This is a genomic window from Lysinibacillus sp. OL1, assembly GCF_004332175.1.
Taxonomy (GTDB): Bacteria; Bacillota; Bacilli; order Bacillales_A; family Planococcaceae; genus Lysinibacillus; species Lysinibacillus capsici.
This window is the reverse complement of record NZ_SJDS01000018.1, coordinates 21,480-38,471: the sequence shown is the minus strand read 5'-3', so window position 1 is coordinate 38,471 and position 16,992 is coordinate 21,480. Positions and strand designations below refer to the sequence as shown.

23 protein-coding genes are annotated in these 16,992 nt (G+C 37.4%); 1 reads left to right on the top strand and 22 read right to left on the bottom strand.

Annotation, left to right across the window (positions count from 1 at the left end):
• Positions 1 to 482 precede the first annotated feature (482 nt).
• The 14 genes from EW028_RS22280 to EW028_RS22220 all read right to left on the bottom strand — a co-directional run bounded on the left by EW028_RS22280 (position 483) and on the right by EW028_RS22220 (position 9,708).
• Positions 483 to 668: a hypothetical protein gene (locus EW028_RS22280; RefSeq protein WP_131522448.1), complete on the bottom strand. Its 186-nt coding sequence runs from the start codon at positions 666 to 668 to the stop codon at positions 483 to 485.
• A gap of 338 nt (positions 669 to 1,006) precedes the next feature.
• A complete protein-coding gene (gene accC / locus EW028_RS22275; protein WP_004231135.1) occupies positions 1,007 to 2,374 on the bottom strand; it encodes an acetyl-CoA carboxylase biotin carboxylase subunit in 1,368 nt (455 codons plus the stop codon).
• Between the two features lie 14 nt (positions 2,375 to 2,388).
• Positions 2,389 to 2,895: an acetyl-CoA carboxylase biotin carboxyl carrier protein gene (gene accB / locus EW028_RS22270; RefSeq protein ID WP_004231133.1), complete on the bottom strand. Its 507-nt coding sequence runs from the start codon at positions 2,893 to 2,895 to the stop codon at positions 2,389 to 2,391.
• A 200-nt stretch (positions 2,896 to 3,095) separates the two neighbouring features.
• Positions 3,096 to 3,650 (bottom strand): SpoIIIAH-like family protein, encoded by a 555-nt coding sequence (locus EW028_RS22265; RefSeq protein ID WP_004231131.1) that lies wholly within the window; start codon positions 3,648 to 3,650, stop codon positions 3,096 to 3,098.
• Positions 3,651 to 4,070 (bottom strand): hypothetical protein, encoded by a 420-nt coding sequence (locus EW028_RS22260; protein ID WP_131522447.1) that lies wholly within the window; start codon positions 4,068 to 4,070, stop codon positions 3,651 to 3,653. It abuts the gene before it with no gap.
• A gap of 62 nt (positions 4,071 to 4,132) precedes the next feature.
• A complete protein-coding gene (locus tag EW028_RS25410) occupies positions 4,133 to 4,276 on the bottom strand; it encodes a hypothetical protein (RefSeq protein ID WP_004231124.1) in 144 nt (47 codons plus the stop codon).
• A gap of 1 nt (position 4,277) precedes the next feature.
• Positions 4,278 to 5,189, bottom strand: coding sequence for a stage III sporulation protein AE (locus EW028_RS22255; protein ID WP_004231121.1), 912 nt, complete (start codon positions 5,187 to 5,189; stop codon positions 4,278 to 4,280).
• Positions 5,190 to 5,201: 12 nt separating this feature from the next.
• Complete coding sequence (locus tag EW028_RS22250; protein ID WP_016994741.1) at positions 5,202 to 5,579, bottom strand: hypothetical protein; 378 nt, start codon at positions 5,577 to 5,579, stop codon at positions 5,202 to 5,204.
• A 5-nt stretch (positions 5,580 to 5,584) separates the two neighbouring features.
• Positions 5,585 to 5,794 (bottom strand): hypothetical protein, encoded by a 210-nt coding sequence (locus tag EW028_RS22245; protein ID WP_012295089.1) that lies wholly within the window; start codon positions 5,792 to 5,794, stop codon positions 5,585 to 5,587.
• Positions 5,795 to 5,884: 90 nt separating this feature from the next.
• Entirely contained in the window at positions 5,885 to 6,892 is a 1,008-nt protein-coding gene (locus EW028_RS22240) for an NAD(P)H-dependent flavin oxidoreductase (RefSeq protein WP_131522446.1), read from the bottom strand.
• Positions 6,893 to 7,086: 194 nt separating this feature from the next.
• Positions 7,087 to 7,644 (bottom strand): elongation factor P, encoded by a 558-nt coding sequence (gene efp, locus EW028_RS22235; RefSeq protein WP_004231115.1) that lies wholly within the window; start codon positions 7,642 to 7,644, stop codon positions 7,087 to 7,089.
• A 17-nt stretch (positions 7,645 to 7,661) separates the two neighbouring features.
• Positions 7,662 to 8,723, bottom strand: coding sequence for a M24 family metallopeptidase (locus EW028_RS22230; RefSeq protein ID WP_131522445.1), 1,062 nt, complete (start codon positions 8,721 to 8,723; stop codon positions 7,662 to 7,664).
• Positions 8,724 to 8,725: 2 nt separating this feature from the next.
• Entirely contained in the window at positions 8,726 to 9,160 is a 435-nt protein-coding gene (gene aroQ, locus EW028_RS22225; RefSeq protein WP_004231111.1) for a type II 3-dehydroquinate dehydratase, read from the bottom strand.
• Between the two features lie 122 nt (positions 9,161 to 9,282).
• Entirely contained in the window at positions 9,283 to 9,708 is a 426-nt protein-coding gene (locus tag EW028_RS22220) for a hypothetical protein (protein ID WP_048392286.1), read from the bottom strand.
• A 112-nt stretch (positions 9,709 to 9,820) separates the two neighbouring features.
• Here EW028_RS22220 and EW028_RS22215 point away from each other — a divergent pair, with 112 nt between their 5' ends.
• On the top strand, positions 9,821 to 10,792 hold the full coding sequence (locus tag EW028_RS22215) for a DUF1385 domain-containing protein (RefSeq protein ID WP_048392285.1): 972 nt from the start codon (positions 9,821 to 9,823) through the stop codon (positions 10,790 to 10,792).
• Between the two features lie 36 nt (positions 10,793 to 10,828).
• Here EW028_RS22215 and EW028_RS22210 read toward each other — a convergent pair whose 3' ends face one another.
• The 8 genes from EW028_RS22210 to EW028_RS22170 form a co-directional block, all read right to left on the bottom strand.
• Complete coding sequence (locus EW028_RS22210) at positions 10,829 to 11,563, bottom strand: ABC transporter permease (protein ID WP_131522444.1); 735 nt, start codon at positions 11,561 to 11,563, stop codon at positions 10,829 to 10,831.
• Complete coding sequence (locus tag EW028_RS22205; RefSeq protein ID WP_131522443.1) at positions 11,560 to 12,285, bottom strand: ABC transporter ATP-binding protein; 726 nt, start codon at positions 12,283 to 12,285, stop codon at positions 11,560 to 11,562. The genes EW028_RS22210 and EW028_RS22205 overlap by 4 nt, the downstream gene beginning before the upstream one ends.
• A complete protein-coding gene (locus EW028_RS22200; protein WP_131522442.1) occupies positions 12,275 to 12,742 on the bottom strand; it encodes a DUF3021 domain-containing protein in 468 nt (155 codons plus the stop codon). The genes EW028_RS22205 and EW028_RS22200 overlap by 11 nt, the downstream gene beginning before the upstream one ends.
• Positions 12,743 to 12,752: 10 nt before the next feature.
• Positions 12,753 to 13,235, bottom strand: a complete 483-nt coding sequence (locus EW028_RS22195; protein WP_227745006.1) for a LytTR family DNA-binding domain-containing protein — start codon at positions 13,233 to 13,235, stop codon at positions 12,753 to 12,755.
• 413 nt (positions 13,236 to 13,648) lie between these two features.
• The gene (locus EW028_RS22190; RefSeq protein ID WP_131522440.1) at positions 13,649 to 14,575 is read right to left on the bottom strand and encodes an alpha/beta hydrolase fold domain-containing protein; all 927 of its coding nucleotides are present in this window, start codon (positions 14,573 to 14,575) and stop codon (positions 13,649 to 13,651) included.
• 165 nt (positions 14,576 to 14,740) lie between these two features.
• Positions 14,741 to 15,043 (bottom strand): hypothetical protein, encoded by a 303-nt coding sequence (locus tag EW028_RS25710; protein ID WP_227745005.1) that lies wholly within the window; start codon positions 15,041 to 15,043, stop codon positions 14,741 to 14,743.
• 650 nt (positions 15,044 to 15,693) lie between these two features.
• A complete protein-coding gene (locus EW028_RS22175) occupies positions 15,694 to 16,170 on the bottom strand; it encodes a hypothetical protein (protein ID WP_054549155.1) in 477 nt (158 codons plus the stop codon).
• Entirely contained in the window at positions 16,167 to 16,952 is a 786-nt protein-coding gene (locus EW028_RS22170; protein WP_131522439.1) for a Nif3-like dinuclear metal center hexameric protein, read from the bottom strand. Before EW028_RS22170 ends, EW028_RS22175 begins: the two co-directional genes overlap by 4 nt.
• Between the last annotated feature and the right edge of the window lie 40 nt (positions 16,953 to 16,992).

Sequence of the window (16,992 nt, the reverse complement as noted above, 5' to 3'; positions counted from 1 at the left end):
CTACTACATCATTGTAAACATCTTTAGTCATAACCATCATCTTTTGGAATGACTTCGGTACTTGATAAAAATTACTGTAACTGTTTGCATAGTTAGATAGCCTTTTTGATATGGTGCAAGTTGATTTTTCTGTGATAAGTGATTCACCAAATTTATTAATAAAAATATATATATTGCGTTTTCTATAATGACTTCAAATTTTATTGTTTTGTGCAATCAATCGCTTTAAAAAGCGTTCTAATTCATCGTCAATAGGAAGTTTTAATGCCTCCCTCTCCTTCATAATGTCCCCCTCAATAATTAGTAACTAATTATCAAAAGCAATGTGCTTTTCCTCTAATTGCACTAACTTATTTACTCTCAAACCACATTTATAAATTGTTAAAACTGCTACTGCATCACGAAATTGAATGAAGTTGCTCATATCAAAAGTAGACAATAGAATAGCTAAATTATTTTCATTTGCAGAGGGCTTGATTCTTTCATCTACTTTTATTTTTACATCCTTCCAAAATCGTTTTTCTATCCATATTGTCAAACATGCGATTTAATATTGCCTTTACAACACGTAGTTTACTTTGCTTTGTAATATCTTTAACATTCCCTAATGAAGCAATAAAACCAAATAATGTTTCTAAAGAAATCTCGTCTGCATATTCAATATTCATATTTTCACATGCGATTAAAACTATAATCCTAGTCCCTAATTGTCCGATTCCAAATACCTGACAATCATTAAAGCTGAACAGGCGCTAATACGATTCCCCTTTAATCGAACAGAATTAACATCTACCACAATGGATGTCGCTATAATAAGTGGCTCGTCACTCTCATTCTCAGAATTTATTCTTTTCAGCTCAATAGGACTATAATCACCAAATCAAATATTCCTGTTCTTTGCTTATTTTTGGACATAAAAAAACCTCCAACCTAAATAAATTTAGTTAGAGGTAAAAAATTTCGGATATCCCGATTTGTTTTATTCCAAGTTTTATTCCCTATACGCTTACTTCACTTTTTCTGCTACACCCAATACATCATTCTCTTCTAGGAACTTCGTATTGAATTGTGCTGATTTGAAGACGTCATTGTTCATCAATGCTTGGTGGAATGGAATGGTTGTATTAATTCCAGGACCAGATACTTCGAATTCACTTAAGGCACGATTCATTTTTGCAATCGCTTCTTCACGTGTATCCGCATGAACAATTAGTTTTGCTACCATTGAATCGTAATATGGTGGGATTGTATAGCCCGCATAGACAGCAGAATCAATACGTACACCATAACCACCTGGTGTTATATACGTATCAACAGTTCCTGCTGAAGGCATGAAGTTTTTATAGGCATTTTCTGCGTTAATACGGCATTCAATCGCCCAACCATTTAATTTTATATCATCTTGTGTGAATGGAAGCTTCTCACCAGATGCAATTTTTAATTGTTGTTGTACAAGATCTACACCAGAAATCATTTCTGTTACTGGGTGCTCAACCTGAATACGAGTGTTCATTTCCATGAAGTAGAACTTGTCCTCTTGATAGTCATAGATAAACTCGATTGTGCCAGCACCTTCATAGTTACATGCTTGTGCCGCTTTTACTGCAGCTGCACCCATTTCAGCACGACGCTCAGAAGATAGAGCTGGAGATGGTGCTTCCTCTACTAACTTCTGCATACGACGTTGAACCGTACAGTCACGTTCGCCTAAATGCACCACGTTACCGTAGCCATCTGCTAAAACTTGGATTTCACAGTGACGGAAGTACTCGATAAATTTCTCTAAATATACGCCAGGGTTACCGAATGCTGCCGCAGCCTCTTTTTGCGTAATTTCAATACCTTTTACAAGATCTTCTTCTGTACGTGCTACACGGATTCCTTTACCGCCACCACCAGCAGTTGCTTTGATGATGACAGGGTAACCAATTTTAGCAGCCCATTCTTTACCAGTTTCGATATCTGGTACAATACCAGTACCTGGAACAAGTGGAACGCCTGCTGCTTCCATTGTTGTACGTGCAACGTCCTTGATGCCCATAATTTTAATAGAATCAGATGATGGACCGATAAATTTAATGCCAGCGTTTTCACAAGCTTCCGCAAAATCAGCGTTTTCTGATACGAAGCCATATCCTGGGTGGATGCCATCAGCACCTGTCTTTTCAGCTACACTAAGTAGCGCTGGGAAGCTAAGATAAGAATCTTTTGATAGCTTCGGTCCGATGCAATAAGCTTCGTCTGCTAACTTCACATGTAATGCGTCAGCATCTGCTTCAGAGTACACAGCAACCGATTGAATGCCTAACTCTTTACAAGCACGAATGATACGCACAGCGATTTCGCCGCGGTTTGCAATTAAAACTTTTTTCATTTGTTTTGCACTCCTTACTCAGCTTTTACAAGGAATAATGGTTGGCCGTACTCTACTAAGTCGCCATCTTTAACTAGAATTTCAACGATTTCCCCTTGCACTTCTGCTTCGATTTCGTTGAATAATTTCATTGCTTCTACGATACATACGATTGTTTCGTCCCCTACTTTGTCACCCACTTTTACGTATGCAGGAGAATCTGGGTTTGGTGCTTGATAGAAAGTACCGACCATTGGAGATACAATTTTATGTAACGATGGGTCGTTAACTGATGGTGCCGCTGCAGCTGGTGCTGGCGCTTCTTCTTTCGCTGGTGCAGGTGTTACTGCTGGAGCTTCTGCTGGTGCAGATTGTTGTACAACAGGGGCTACTACTTCTTTTTTAGGTGCTACAGTTTCTGTAACAACAACATTATTCTTTTTAAGTTTTACTTTTGCGCCATCTACTTCATACACAAACTCGTCAATTGAAGAAGAATCCACTAATTTGATAATTTCACGAATTTCTTGAATTTTGAACATTTCTAACTCTCCTTATGAATTAAAATCTACTACAATAACTATTCTATATTTTTTCGTATCAATTTGAAATAGTTAAATGAAAATTAAGTAAATATGAACAAAATAAAAGGCTTTCCTTTACTAAGCGAAAGCCTTTTCATGAAGCTGATATATAACAACCCTTTGCGAATTAACTAAAAATTTGTTTTTTTCTTTATTTTTTAATAATTATTTGCACTGAACTTGACTTGCACATCATTTGCGCCTTCCATCTCTGTTTTTACCAGGTAAATAATTTCGTTTGCTTGAGCTTTTGACAATTCCTCAGCCATCACGGTCACCGACACTTTTTCTCCCTCAGCACGAACAAACGCATCAGAGTAACCTAATGATTTTACGAGCATCTCAAGCATAGCTTCCGCTGATTCACGTTTAATAAGGCCATCCATTTCATTATATGCCTCATTTTTTTCTTCGGCAGAATATTCTTCTGAGGCAATCTTTTGTGTTAACTGTTCACGAAGCTGACTTCTCTCATCACTAACCTGCATACGCATTTCTTCAAATAAGTGACTTGGTGAAGATACTTCTTGTGTTATATCATTTGTTGCTTCCTGATCTGTAACACCTGTGACAGCTGTTTGTTGCAGTGTATCATCTGTAAAAATAGTAAGACCATTGAATTGCTTGGCTGGATCTACCAAATAATACACTGAAATAACTGCTACTAAACTTAATAATGTCATAAACCAAACTGTTCTTCTACGTACGCGCATTTACTTTTCCTCCTTATTTTCCATTGGAACGATAATAATTCGATGAATCGGTAATTGCATCACTTGACTGACGACAGCACGAATTTCATTTTTCACAAAGATATCGGAAGCACCCTCTGAAACAACGAGCATTCCTGTCACGTTTTTCGCGCCTTGTTCAGTCCCTCGAAAATATTGGCTGAATAGTTTATTGGTATCCTGATCATCTGTCATCTCTCCATAATAAAAGTAGACTTTAACCTTCCCTACACCTTCCATTGCCTTCAGGGTTTGCTCAAGTTTTTCTTCATTCGTGAGCGGTGAACCTTTGTCGCTTGTCGAATTCGTTTGATACATAGGTAAAATGATGAAAATTCCCACGGAGGCAGCTATCAAAATTAAAACCATCAATGACGTTGTTTTTTTTCGTGTCTTTTCCACATCACTTGTACATTGCCTCCTTTCATCTTCTCTTTTTCAAGTGTATGTACGCTTGTTTCTTCCTATGAATTGATAAATGGAATCTTTAATAGCAATTGCAAAAATACTAACGTGATGACCAACTTTGTCAGTGAAATTATTTCCTTATCATCCGTTAGAAACACAAAAATCTGACAGACAAACAGCAATGCCAATAAAAGAATCAATCTATCTCCCCCCTGCCATGACTTGTACGAACACAATGAGGAAAAAACAAGAAAACATAAATGAAAAAGCAATTAAAAATGATACAGCACATAAAGTAAATAGCGATTTGCTAACTTGATCTAGTAGTCTACAAATATCATCAAAGGCAATGGGTTCTAAAATAGCCGCGAGCATTTTCAAAGAATAGGCACTAACTACAAGCTGCACGGTTGGGATAAAAGACACTGTAATGACAGCGATAAAGGCGCTAATACTTGTAAGAGAAGATGTAAATTGAGTCATATGCTGAAACATCGAAAAACTATCCACAATAAAAGAACCTACAACTGGAATATTTTCTTCAATTAATTTTTTGACGGGCTCCGCTACAGCCGCATTGACACTAAATGCTGCTACACCGCTTGCGGTCATCAGTAAGACATAGCAAATAACTGAGGCCGACACGATGCTCATAATTGTAAAGCGAATCAATTCAGCTATTCGAGTAAAGGATATTTCCTTAACGATTACACTGCATACATCAAAGACAATGGCCAAAAGCACGCCAGGAATAAGCCACTTACTACTGATAATGGTGAGGACTTGTACAAAAAACAGTAAAAAAGGCTGCCAGGAAGCAATCGCTGTAATACTACTGGATAATAAAAAGCTTGATGTAAGAATTGGATAAAATGCCGTAAATAGATGGGCTAGTCCTTGTGCAATTTCATCAATTAATGTAAAGGAGTTGACAACAACAGGACCGATTGTTGCTAAAACGATAAGAAAAAAAAGTATCCTTGTCCCTTTTTCAAACTCTGGTAATAGCATGTTCACAATCAAAATGATGATGACGTAGCTGCAAAGCATGAGCGTCATCTTGAGCAAGAGAAAGAATGGGTCGATTAAAAACGATAATATTTGCTCCTGCAATGGCTTCGCTCCTTAGTTTAGCCTTTTTAAAATGGCCGACACCTCCTGTAGAACAGCCAGAAATTCTTTAAACCAATACAGCAAAATCACAATTTTCACCGCAGCAAAAACGATGTTCCCGAGCACTTTATAATTATGCTCTGCCAAAAGCAATGCCACCCACTGCCCGACATAGAACATACTTGCACTGATTAAAATAGCCTTCGCATAAGGTAAAAACGCAAGTGTTTCTAACAATTGTTTGGCGAAAGGCAATAAAAGCGTCGAGAACAACATGCCAAAAAGCAAAAAAGAAAACATCACACTGATTAGCGCATGGAGTGGCTGTATAACTTCTTTTATCAGCAATAATAAAAGCAGCATGACAACAGCGACGATGACAATTTCCATTCACATTACCCGGATGAGGTAAGCCATTGGAAGAAGGTTAAAATCTCATTAAAGAATAGACGTAAAAAGCGAAGTAATTCTGCTGTCATATATAAGTAAGCAATGAAAAAGAGGAAAAATGAAAACTCCTTCTTCCCTGTTTGATCAAAGAAAACATGAAGAAGCGCAACGACTAGTCCCACTCCAGCAACTCTTAATACGTCTTGTAATTCCATTCCTACGCCCCCTCGTGTACAGCAATATATGTCGCTCTTCAAAAAAAAAGACCTCTATACAGATGTATAGAGATCTTCTACGATAAAAAATTATAATAGTTTGCTCACAATGTTTTTCACCGTATCCGTTTGCTGTATGAGGTGACTATTTTCACCCATCCACATGGATAAATATTCTGCATTACCTTGCTCAGCACTTTCCTTACGAATGGTCGTCGTTAGATAATTTTGTAGTGGATAGGGTGCTACTGTCGCATCCTCCATACGTTTCGTGAAATCATTTGCTAAACCTCTTGCTGGTTTACCAGTAAAGGCAAGCGTAATCGTCGTTTGTTGTTCTTTTGATGCCAATACAGCATTTTTATAGAGTGGCGAAATTTCGCATTCATCTGCCACTAGTAAAGCCGTCCCAATTTGAACTGCCTGTGCCCCACTTTCAAGTGCCTTTTGAATATCCTCTTTGGTTACAAGGCCTCCCGCAGCTATAATCGGAATCTCAACTTTTCCCACTACTTGTTGTAGTAAGTCATGCAATGGAATTAATTGCAGAGGGTCAGTAAATGAGCCTCGATGACCGCCTGCCTCTCCCCCTTGTAATACAACCGCATCCATTCCTGCTTGCTCCACCAGTATGGCTTCCTCTAATGTGGTAGCAGTACCAATTGTATAGACGCCATGATCTTTTAATTGTTTAAGAACAGCTGGAGATGGCAGCCCAAAAGTAAATGAACAAACTGCTACCTTTTCTTCAATCACAGCTTGAACCTGTCCTGCAAAAACTTCCTTTGATGTTACGCTCTGTACAGGGGATAATCCTAATTCATCGTAAAAAGGTTGCAGTGCCATTCTGGCTTGTTGTAAAACCTCGACATCAATTTTGGGTTCTTCTTGCACAAATAAATTGACCGCAAAGGGCTTTGTCGTTAATTTCTTCACTTCTTGAATAAACTGCTTTGTTTGCTCACCATCTAAGTAACCTGCACCAATTGAACCTAATAGGCCTGCCTCAGCACAAGCCGCCACAAATTTAGGTGATGTCACGCCTGCCATTGGTGCTTGTATAATTGGATATCGCATATCAAATGTTGTTTGTAGCATACCTTTCACTCCTTACTCTGATTGTAAACAATTCTACCAGTAATGACCATCTATCTGATGATAGAAACTTGATAGTACCTCAATAAAAATTAAATAGTGCTTCTATCTATTATCACATTAAATGAACGATTTGACAGTATATGTATAAGAAAAAAATAAAAACCTACTCTTTAATGAAAAGAGTAGGCTGATCATTATGCACGTGAAACGTAAGAACCTTCATCCGTGTTAATGATTAAAACGTCACCTTGGTTAACGAAGAATGGTACTTGTACGATTAGACCTGTTTCAAGAGTAGCAGGTTTTGTACCGCCAGAAGCTGTATCACCTTTGATTCCTGGTTCTGTTTCTGTTACCTCTAATTGAACAGTGTTTGGTAATTCAACACCTAACATTTCACCTTGGTAAGATTGAATATGCACTTCCATGTTTTCTTTTAGGAATTTTAATTCATACTCAATAGCAGATGAAGCTAGTTCAGTTTGCTCATATGATTCCAAGTCCATAAATACATGCTCATCACCTTGTGCATATAAATATTGCATCTTACGATTATCGATTTGTGCCTTTTCAACTTTTTCACCAGCGCGGAATGTTTTTTCATTCACTGAGCCGTTACGTAGGTTACGTAATTTAGAACGTACGAATGCAGCACCTTTACCTGGTTTCACGTGTTGGAAATCTAACACGCGGTATAATTGGCCATCAACAATAATTGTTAGACCTGTACGGAAATCGTTTACTGAGATCATTTGTGTTCCTCCAAAGTTTATAAAATAATGAGTTCTTTTGACGAATGTGTTAGTAGTTCATTACCCGTTTCTGTGATTAAAATATCATCCTCGATACGGACACCACCGATTCCAGGTAAGTAAACACCTGGTTCAATCGTCACGGCCATACCTGGCTCTAGCACTGTATCAGAACGCATCGATAAGCCAGGGCCTTCATGTACTTCAAGACCAATACCGTGTCCTAAAGAATGACCAAATGCTTCGCCATATCCTTTTTCTTTTAAGTAGTCACGTGCAATCGCGTCCGCTTGAATGCCTGTTAATCCAGGACCCACTTTTTCAAGTGCTAACAGTTGAGAAGCAAGGACTGCATTGTACATATCTACCAATTTTTCAGATGGTTCTCCCACAGCCACAGTACGTGTGATATCCGAAATATAGCCATTATAAAGCGCACCAAAGTCTAATGTAACAAAGTCGCCTTTTTCAATCACTTTATTCGTTGCAACGCCGTGTGGTAATGCTGAACGAAGACCAGACGCAACCATCGTGTCAAACGAAGACTGAGTTGCTCCTTGTTTACGCATGAAAAACTCTAATTCATTCGAAACTTCAAGCTCGGTTTTACCAGGCTTGATGAAGCCTAAAATATGTGTAAATGCGTGATCTGCAATTTCACACGCAGCCTTAATAATATTAATCTCTTGTTCCGTCTTAATCAAGCGAATTTTTTCAATTAGCCCAGAAATCGGCACTAAATCTGCTTGAATCTTCGATTTATACAGTTCATAGGTGCCATAGCTTACAGTATCTTTCTCAAAGCCCAATAATTTGATACCCATATTATTTACTTGAGTAGCAATTTCTTCAAAAATTGTGGCTTCATGCTTGACAATACGGAAGTCCTGAATTTGTGCAGCAGCCTGCTCTGTATAACGGAAATCTGTAATAAATACAGCATCATTTTGAGACACAATTGCTACGCCTGCTGTCCCTGTAAAACCTGTCATATAGCGACGGTTGTACCCATTCGTAATTAAAATACCATCGATGCTTTGTTCTTGAAGTGCTTTACGTAGCTTTTGTAATTTCAACATAATCAATTCTCCCTCTCGATAAATGTACGTAGTGCCAGTTCATAGCCTTTCGTACCTAGTCCACAAATTTGACCAAGGCAGGCCGGAGCAAGATAGGAATGATGTCGGAAAGCCTCACGTTTGTGGATATTGGAAATATGTACTTCGATAACTGGCACAGAAATACCTGCTATCGCATCATGCAATGCGATACTTGTATGGGTATATGCACCAGGATTAAAGATAATACCATCATATTTTTCGTCCTCTGCTTCATGCACCCAATCTACTAGTACCCCTTCATGATTGGATTGACGAAATTCAACTGTAGCACCTAAAGAAGCCGCAAGATTTTGAACATTTTCTCGAACATCATCCAATGTTTCATGTCCATAAATATGTGGCTCTCGTTTACCAAGTCGATTTAAGTTCGGTCCATTCAAACATAATAACTTCACGCTTCTATTCGCCTCTTTCTATGTACTTGCCATTTATTTTATCATACACCGTGCATTCAGCAACTAATTTCAACTAGTGGTGCCATAAATATCCCCTTAAAGGAAGGGGATATTTTGTACCTTCAACTTTGTTTTTGTGCTGTATGTTCCTTCTGATGGAAATTGGCGGTTTCAAGCAAGAAACGTAATAAACAAATAACGGTCACCATAAAGGGAATCGACAGTTTTTTGAAAGACGTAAGCTGTAATGGTAAATCCAAAGCAATCCATTCCAATGAGATGGTCACCAAGAGACCTAATAAAAGGGAAGAAAAGACAGCTGGGATAATATATACATAGCGCATAGTCATGTATAAAAATAAGCCGATAATAAATAGTAGAAAAATAAAAAAGGTCCATTGAAATAATTTGGAGCTTTCTTCAAACCAATTCCATTTTTTATAAAACCCAATCGGATGCCATTTAATGAGATGGAAATAATGTAAACCCTTTAAGCACAGCGCTAAAACAAGCGCATTGACAAGTGCTGTAATTGTCGCTACTTTCACCCTATACCTCTCCTTTATGCACACTAATTATTTCCTAAAATGTACGATTAGTGTAGCCATATAGAAAATTTACTATGCGTAACGGTAGAGGTTTTTCACTAAATTTAGTACAATGGTACAGTTGAAATATATAAAGAGAGTGGTGTTAGCCTTGAGCAATTCACCTGTATACGGGGGACAAGCACAATTAGAGGGTGTGATGTTCGGAGGAAAGGAACATACTGTTACAGCCATTCGTCGTAACGATGATTCCATTGATTATTATCATTTCAAAAAAGTACAAAAACCTTTATTACAAAAGCTTAAAAAAATCCCATTTGTACGAGGCGTTGTGGCGCTGATAGAATCCGCTGGCTTAGGTTCTCGTCACATGCAATTTGCTGGGGATCGCTATGATGTGACACCTGGTGAAGAGGAAGATCATAAAGAAGAAGGCTCTAAACTTCAAATGATACTGGGCGTTGCTGTAGTAGGTATTCTTTCTTTTTTATTTGGAAAATTTGCCTTTACATTAATTCCTGTTTTTATAGCTGATTTTTTCTCAAAATGGATTGAAGGCAAAACGGGACAGATTTTACTGGAAAGTGGTATTAAATTATTATTACTGCTAGCCTATTTATATTTTATCTCGTTAACGCCCCTCATTAAACGAGTATTTCAGTACCATGGTGCAGAGCATAAGGTGATAAACTGCTATGAAGCTGGATTAGACATTACCGTAAAAAATGTTCAAGCTCAATCACGCCTACACTATCGTTGCGGCAGTAGCTTCATATTATTCACCGTGTTCGTCGGTATGTTTTTATATTTCTTTGTACCTACAGATCCACTGTGGCTTCGTATTTTAGATCGTATTCTATTAATCCCTGTTGTTCTGGGGATCTCATTTGAAGTCTTACAAGCGACAAATGCCTGCCGTAATATTCCAGTGTTACGCTTCCTTGGCTACCCTGGCTTATGGCTCCAATTACTAACAACTCGTGAACCGAAGGACGATCAAGTAGAAGTAGCAATTGCTTCCTTTAATATGCTACGCCAAGTAGAGCAGCAACCTGAAATCGCTGCGACATTAAATCATGATTAATAAAAAAGGCAGCCCAACGTCGGAGCTGCCTTTTTCTTATTTTGAGCCGTCTTGCATTTTCTGCTTAAACATAAAGATGGCGAGAGTTGTCATAATGACTGTATAACCAATGACAACAATAAGTGAATAAAACATGTTAGCATACTCTGCATGTAAGATAGCCCTAGCTGCATTGACTGCGTGCATGAAAGGTAAAAGCTGCGCAATCTTTTGAAATGTTCCACCAATCATATCTAATTCGAACCATGTTCCACTTAACCATGTTGTCACATTAACAAAGATGGCAAATATCCCTCCTACCTGCTTATCTGTAAATAATGTCCCAAATAATAATCCACAACTAATATAGAGTGGTGAGATTATTAAAAGTATAAGGATCATAAAGAGGATAGACTTATTAAATGGCAACCCTAAAAACATGGCGGTAGCTAAACAAACAAAAATTTGTAGCAGGGCTATTGGTAGCAAAGGTATCATATACCCTAAAATGTAATCAGCAGCAGACAAAGGAGAAACAAAAATCCTCATTAAAAAGGATGAGCTTTTATCTTTTCCTAGTAACATTCCTGAAAACAGTGTGAGAAAAGAAAAACTAAATACAATGACGCCTGGTGTCAGATTATTCATTTCATATAAAGCAAACGGCATATTTTTTTGCATAACAGAAAACAAGCCTAATAAAAGGATTGGTAAGCCTATACCAAATAATAAAGTGATTGGATCGCGGACAATCTCTTTATGATTCCTTGTTGCAAACGCTGCTACCCTCACAATAACGCCTCCTCTGTTTTTTCCAAGAATACCTCTTCTAAAGAATGCTTGCCTGTTTCACTGATCAATTGTTGGATCGTGCCTAGTGCACATATTTGCCCATTGTGCATAATTCCTACACGATCAGCCAAAGCCTCTATTTCTTCTAAATAATGGGAGGTCAAAATAATCGTGACATGTCCTTTTAAGTGCTTCAATATGTTCCATACATCATTCCTTGCCCGTATGTCCATCCCTAAAGTCGGTTCATCGAGGAACAATACTTTTGGGTTTGACATGAGGGCCATTGCTACACTTAAACGACGCTGGTAGCCGCCTGATAGTGTCTTAGCCTTATCATGTTGACGTGGTGTCAGTCCGAATAAGGCCATTTTGTCATATACTTGTTGTTGTGCTTGTTCCTTTTCGTAGCCATAAATCTGACTGAATAATAATAGATTTTCATATACCGTTAAATTAGGTGCAACGGCCGTTTCTTGGGGAGAAATATTAATAACCTTTTTTATAGCCTGTGTATTTTGCACAATGCTTTTTCCATCTATTGTGGCATCCCCCTCTGTAGGTGAAAGGAGCCCACACAACATTTTGATAGTGGTTGTTTTGCCAGCGCCATTTTGTCCTAAAAGAGCAAAAAGTTCCCCTTGATGGATTTGTAAATTTAAATGATTAACGACTACGCGCTCTTTATAAAGCTTTGTTAAATCTCTTATGTTAATCATCATGCTCTTCACCTCGCTTGATAAGAATCGCATTAATTTTTTCTATGTCACGTTGTGAAAATCGATATTGTAAAACCCATGTCACAATATAAGTTCCGAGAAAGCTGGCTACGAGAGAAAAAATATTAGCCATCGTTTTTGGCATCCATAGTAGCGTTACAATCGGTATCCAAATCATTGCCGTTATGAAAAAGTGGACGAAATATTGCTTCAACATTCCCCAGCTAGCCATTTCAAAAATAAGTGCAGCAAGAGCAAAGGTAATGCCAATAACACCCGTTAATAGAATTTGAGTAATTATTGCACTTATTTCATCTGTAAAGTAAGCACGAAATTCTGGCACCACCCAAACATATTTTCCTTGCCCTATGCCCATTGATACAAAAAATTGAACAATTTGTCCCATCACTATACCGATCAAAAATCCACCAATAATACGTGTTAAAATGTCTTTTCGCATATTTATCACCTCAGATTCCTAATTGCTTCTTAATTTTGCTTACATAACGCCTAGAAGCGTATGTTTTCGTGCCATTCTTCAATTCAACTCCGATTGTACCTGTTCTACTAATGTCCATATGCTTGATCATGTAGCGATTGACTATTTCAGCATTTGAAATACGGAGAAACATTTGAGGATTGAGCTTTTCCTCCAGCTCATAAAGACGCAAACGTACCGTATAAACACCGTGCATACTCTGGACACAAACCTTTTTTTGCTCTGTATAAATACGCACGATCTCCTTACTATCGATCAATTCAACGCCTTTATGAGAGAAAGCTAATAAAGTGCTTTCCGCTGTCGTAGTAATAATTTGCATAAGATGCTCAATGTCATCAGTCATTTTATCTGTGAGAATGATTACTTTAGGTTCTTTATATGTAGGGTCAATCGATATTTCCACCTTCATATGATCACTGTCCTTTCTACGCCTCACTATAAATTTTTCCATACATGTTGTAAATGGATTATCGACAACTGGTCGTTATCAAGGAATAAGTGGTAATCTCAAAGATTCTGGCGAACAATAAAAAACACCCTTTAGATAGGCCTATCCAAAGGGGTTAAACGTACAACTTAGCTTACTTAGAATCTTTTTTTACTTACTAGTAGGGCTGTAAAAACACCCATCATATTCAGGAGCTTTTAAAATATTGGAGGTAAGCTCAATGATTGATTAAATTTTCCCAAATCAATTGCAGTGATTGATTGTTTTGAGACACCAACTAATTTGGACAAATCCTTCTGCGATTTCTGCAATTCACAAATTATATTTTTCAAATATCTACAGATAAATAAACCTTGCTAAAAATGTACAGAGAAAAAAACGTGTTTTGAATGGAGCAAAACACGTTTTTCTGTGAATTATTTACTTAGGATATTGATAATCTTTTGTTGCGCATCCACTGCCTCAGGGATCGGCATCACAACAAACACATGATTCATCTTAGGATAAACAAAGGTATTGATTGCAACGCCTTGTTCTGTTAGCTTCTCATCAAACTGTATTGCATCTGGATATAAGCTTTCGTGGGACCCAATAAAATGAGTAATCTTGCCAACTCCTTGAAAATCGCCGTAAATTGGACTAATTATTGGATCCTTTAGAGCTTTATCAGCTGCCCATATTTTTGTTATGACTTCCATCCCTTCACTAGCTAACATGGGATCGTTTTCTTCATATTCCTGAATAAGTGGATTTTCTAAACTCATATCAACACATGCCGACAATAAAATAATATCTTGCGGCTGAGGCAGACGGTCTTGCTTCAACAGTTGAATGAGACCGAGTGCTATATTTCCACCTGCTGAATCTCCTATAATGGTTAATTGATTAGAGCTTTCAATAGATGCTAAAATCTCTTTATATAAGCTGAGCATTTTTGGATACGTATCTTGATAGCTAAAATGAGGTACTTTTGGATAGATAGGCGCAATAACTTTTGCATTTAAGGCTTGTGCTATTTTATCCATGAACAACCAGTGTAAATTTAAAGGTTGATTCGTCCAAGCTCCACCATGAATATAAAGAATCACCATTTGTGATGAAGACTTTTGGTCATTTAAAATAAAAACCTGCATATCCTCGAATGTTTGCTCCTTCAAAGCGCTTAAAAGATTGACATCCTCCCCAATCACATAGGGGTGAATATTTTCTGTTCCTCTTTGCTTAATAAATTGTTGAGCATTTTCAATACTAGAAAAGCTCTTTTTATTACTTTGTGAAAACAATAATTTTTCAAATTGCACACTCTCTACAGATCGTTCTCCATTAAAAATTTCTATACTCATGTTTTTCTCTCCTTTTATTGTTCATTCTGTTTCCAAACATGTAATGATTAATAAAGTGATGTGCCAAACCACTAAAACTGAGTATCGACAATAGTAAAATGCATCTTTTTAGCGAACTTTATTTTAATTCCACATTTTGAAGAATACTCCTTCTAAAATCTATCATCAAATAAAAAGACCTTCCTGTTGTAATCCCTTGATTGTGCTGTATATAAAAAGCTGCCATTTTGAAACAAAATGACAGCTTTCATGTTGTTGAAAAAAGATGATGTCAACAGCAGAAAAAGTAACTTTGCAAGGTGAGAGGTTGATTTCCGTTCCGCCAGCGTCCTTTCCAAGGGGCGTCCCATGAGCCGCTTCACTCACTTCCGTTCGCTGCAGGGTCTCATCTGTGACGCTAAATCCCCTAGGAGTGACGCTGGCTCCACTCCAATCAACTATTCTGCAAAATGTCTTTACTTTTTTCATAGTAGTGGAGCGATCAAATCGCCCATTATCTATATTCTTAGAGGGTTATTTTCAATGTGGAGATGTGATGCTTGGCAACACCACTTCATAAAGAGTAGTGAACACCTTCAATTTACTAAAAAACTTTCGCTAAAAAGGTAACACTTTGATGGGTTGGAGTGGAAGGCTACTTGACTCCCGTGGGATAGAGAAACAGGCGAGACACTAAACGGAGCGGTAGCGGAGGAAGCGGCTTGGCGGTCGCCCACAGGAAAGAAAGTAGCTTGCAACGGAAATCCATTTCTACCTTTCAATTGACTGTTTTATTTTTCAACACTAAGAAAGCTGCCGTTTTGAAACAAAATGACAGCTTTCAATTAGGTATCTGTTCCCTCCAACCTACCGCTATATTATTGGAGGTGGATTTGATAATGGCGAGAAACAATACCTATCCTATTTTCTAACCTCTTCCACTCTATGAATGAGGCTAATCAATTTTGTCTTGCTAAATGTAGATAGTTAAGATTAATTATCCTGAAATAATTCATCTACTTCTTTTGATAAAATTTCTACCTCATCTTCTGAATTTGGAAATAGGGCTTGATTTGCCTTTTCATCTATTGCTTTGTTTTTGCTTGTTTATTATGTGGAGTTCTATCATTCAGAGGTAGCTATACAAAAGCGACACGTATGTATTCCTCGTTCTTTAAGCTTTCAAGGTGATGCAATTCAAGGTCATCCATCGTAATTCGACGGATTTTTAGTTTTTTATCATAATCCCCTGCCCAGAACCTAATTAATTCAGCACCTTGCTCTGGTTGTATATGTTCCTTCAAATAACTTAAAAAATCTTCTAAAAATTGAGGACCCCAATTTCCCTCGATGCCGTATACAAAGGATTTTTCATTATAAAGCCCTAAGTCATAAGGTGGATTATTCCATTCAAATATATTCAAATTTTCAAAAGCTGATTCATCTGCTGCATGTAAAACTCGTGCATCATCATCCATCAAATGCCACGACTGTGTTGGTGTACTCTCTGTAATTGGATATAATTTTTTTAATTCTCTTACTGTTATTTCAGCAATTCCTGTACAATCAACTGTTTGTAAAGCACTGTTCGCCACTAGGACAGAATATAACGTCATATGCTTGTCTCCTTAAGCTTTATTCTAATATTCGCTTCATAATGTTCTTCATTTAGTCTCACTACTTCAAGTTCTTTTTTATTGTCATTCAATTTTAATGCTAAACTTTGAATGCCAAAGAATTCTGTGAAGGTATGGCTTCCAATGATAAGATTTATTCCTTTAAATTGAGCATATTGAATTGTATATAAATTACATTCACCTGTAATATATACATCACATTTATTTTCAACCGCTTCCTTCAGGCAAGCTGTTGTGCCTCCATTTCCACAGACTAAGCCTACTCGATTCACCATTTTGTTATTGAACTGCCAAAATCTAACGGGTTCTTCAAGTAAAAATTCAAGTTTTGTTACGAAATCTTTAAATTCAATTTCTTTCTCATATTGAGCGATTCTACCGAAGAACAGTCCTTCCCATTCATGGGTTCTTTTAATAATCTCTAAATTCAATTTTTTTAATAAGCTATCATTTGTGCCAAAGTTACAGTCATCAAGTGGTAAGTGATTATAGTAATGGCTTATACCGTTCGCTGCTAGTTTTTCAGTACATGCCTCTTTTAATCCATAGATTTCATCCCATGCATCATGGTGTGTTAACATCATGTCCACTCCATGAATTCTTGCTTCCTCTATCGTTTCAAGCGTTAGGTTAACACAGTATCCTATTTTCTTCACTTCTTTATTTGCCTTGTATGTAACCCCAGATTCATTAGCATAGATTTCCTGATTTGTTACATTAAAAAGTTCATCAATTCTTTCAACTATTTGTGAAACATCCATACTTCCATCCCCCTTCTCATTTCAATACTTCTTATCTAAA

Excerpts from the sequence above, each read along its gene's own strand:
- EW028_RS22170 (WP_131522439.1), bottom strand. The coding sequence starts at position 16,952 with ATGGATGTTTCACAAATAGTTGAAAGAATTGATGAACTTTTTAATGTA.
- EW028_RS22175 (WP_054549155.1), bottom strand. The coding sequence starts at position 16,170 with ATGACGTTATATTCTGTCCTAGTGGCGAACAGTGCTTTACAAACAGTT.
- EW028_RS22205 (WP_131522443.1), bottom strand. The coding sequence starts at position 12,285 with ATGATGATTAACATAAGAGATTTAACAAAGCTTTATAAAGAGCGCGTA.
- efp (WP_004231115.1), bottom strand. The coding sequence starts at position 7,644 with ATGATCTCAGTAAACGATTTCCGTACAGGTCTAACAATTATTGTTGAT.
- EW028_RS22245 (WP_012295089.1), bottom strand. The coding sequence starts at position 5,794 with ATGGAATTACAAGACGTATTAAGAGTTGCTGGAGTGGGACTAGTCGTT.
- EW028_RS22215 (WP_048392285.1), top strand. The coding sequence starts at position 9,821 with ATGGTACAGTTGAAATATATAAAGAGAGTGGTGTTAGCCTTGAGCAAT.
- EW028_RS22190 (WP_131522440.1), bottom strand. The coding sequence starts at position 14,575 with ATGAGTATAGAAATTTTTAATGGAGAACGATCTGTAGAGAGTGTGCAA.
- EW028_RS22250 (WP_016994741.1), bottom strand. The coding sequence starts at position 5,579 with ATGGAAATTGTCATCGTCGCTGTTGTCATGCTGCTTTTATTATTGCTG.
- EW028_RS22280 (WP_131522448.1), bottom strand. The coding sequence starts at position 668 with ATGAATATTGAATATGCAGACGAGATTTCTTTAGAAACATTATTTGGT.
- EW028_RS22240 (WP_131522446.1), bottom strand. The coding sequence starts at position 6,892 with ATGCTACAAACAACATTTGATATGCGATATCCAATTATACAAGCACCA.
- EW028_RS25710 (WP_227745005.1), bottom strand. The coding sequence starts at position 15,043 with ATGAAAAAAGTAAAGACATTTTGCAGAATAGTTGATTGGAGTGGAGCC.
- EW028_RS22200 (WP_131522442.1), bottom strand. The coding sequence starts at position 12,742 with ATGCGAAAAGACATTTTAACACGTATTATTGGTGGATTTTTGATCGGT.
- EW028_RS22195 (WP_227745006.1), bottom strand. The coding sequence starts at position 13,235 with ATGGAAAAATTTATAGTGAGGCGTAGAAAGGACAGTGATCATATGAAG.
- EW028_RS22230 (WP_131522445.1), bottom strand. The coding sequence starts at position 8,723 with ATGTTGAAATTACAAAAGCTACGTAAAGCACTTCAAGAACAAAGCATC.
- EW028_RS22265 (WP_004231131.1), bottom strand. The coding sequence starts at position 3,650 with ATGCGCGTACGTAGAAGAACAGTTTGGTTTATGACATTATTAAGTTTA.
- accC (WP_004231135.1), bottom strand. The coding sequence starts at position 2,374 with ATGAAAAAAGTTTTAATTGCAAACCGCGGCGAAATCGCTGTGCGTATC.
- accB (WP_004231133.1), bottom strand. The coding sequence starts at position 2,895 with ATGTTCAAAATTCAAGAAATTCGTGAAATTATCAAATTAGTGGATTCT.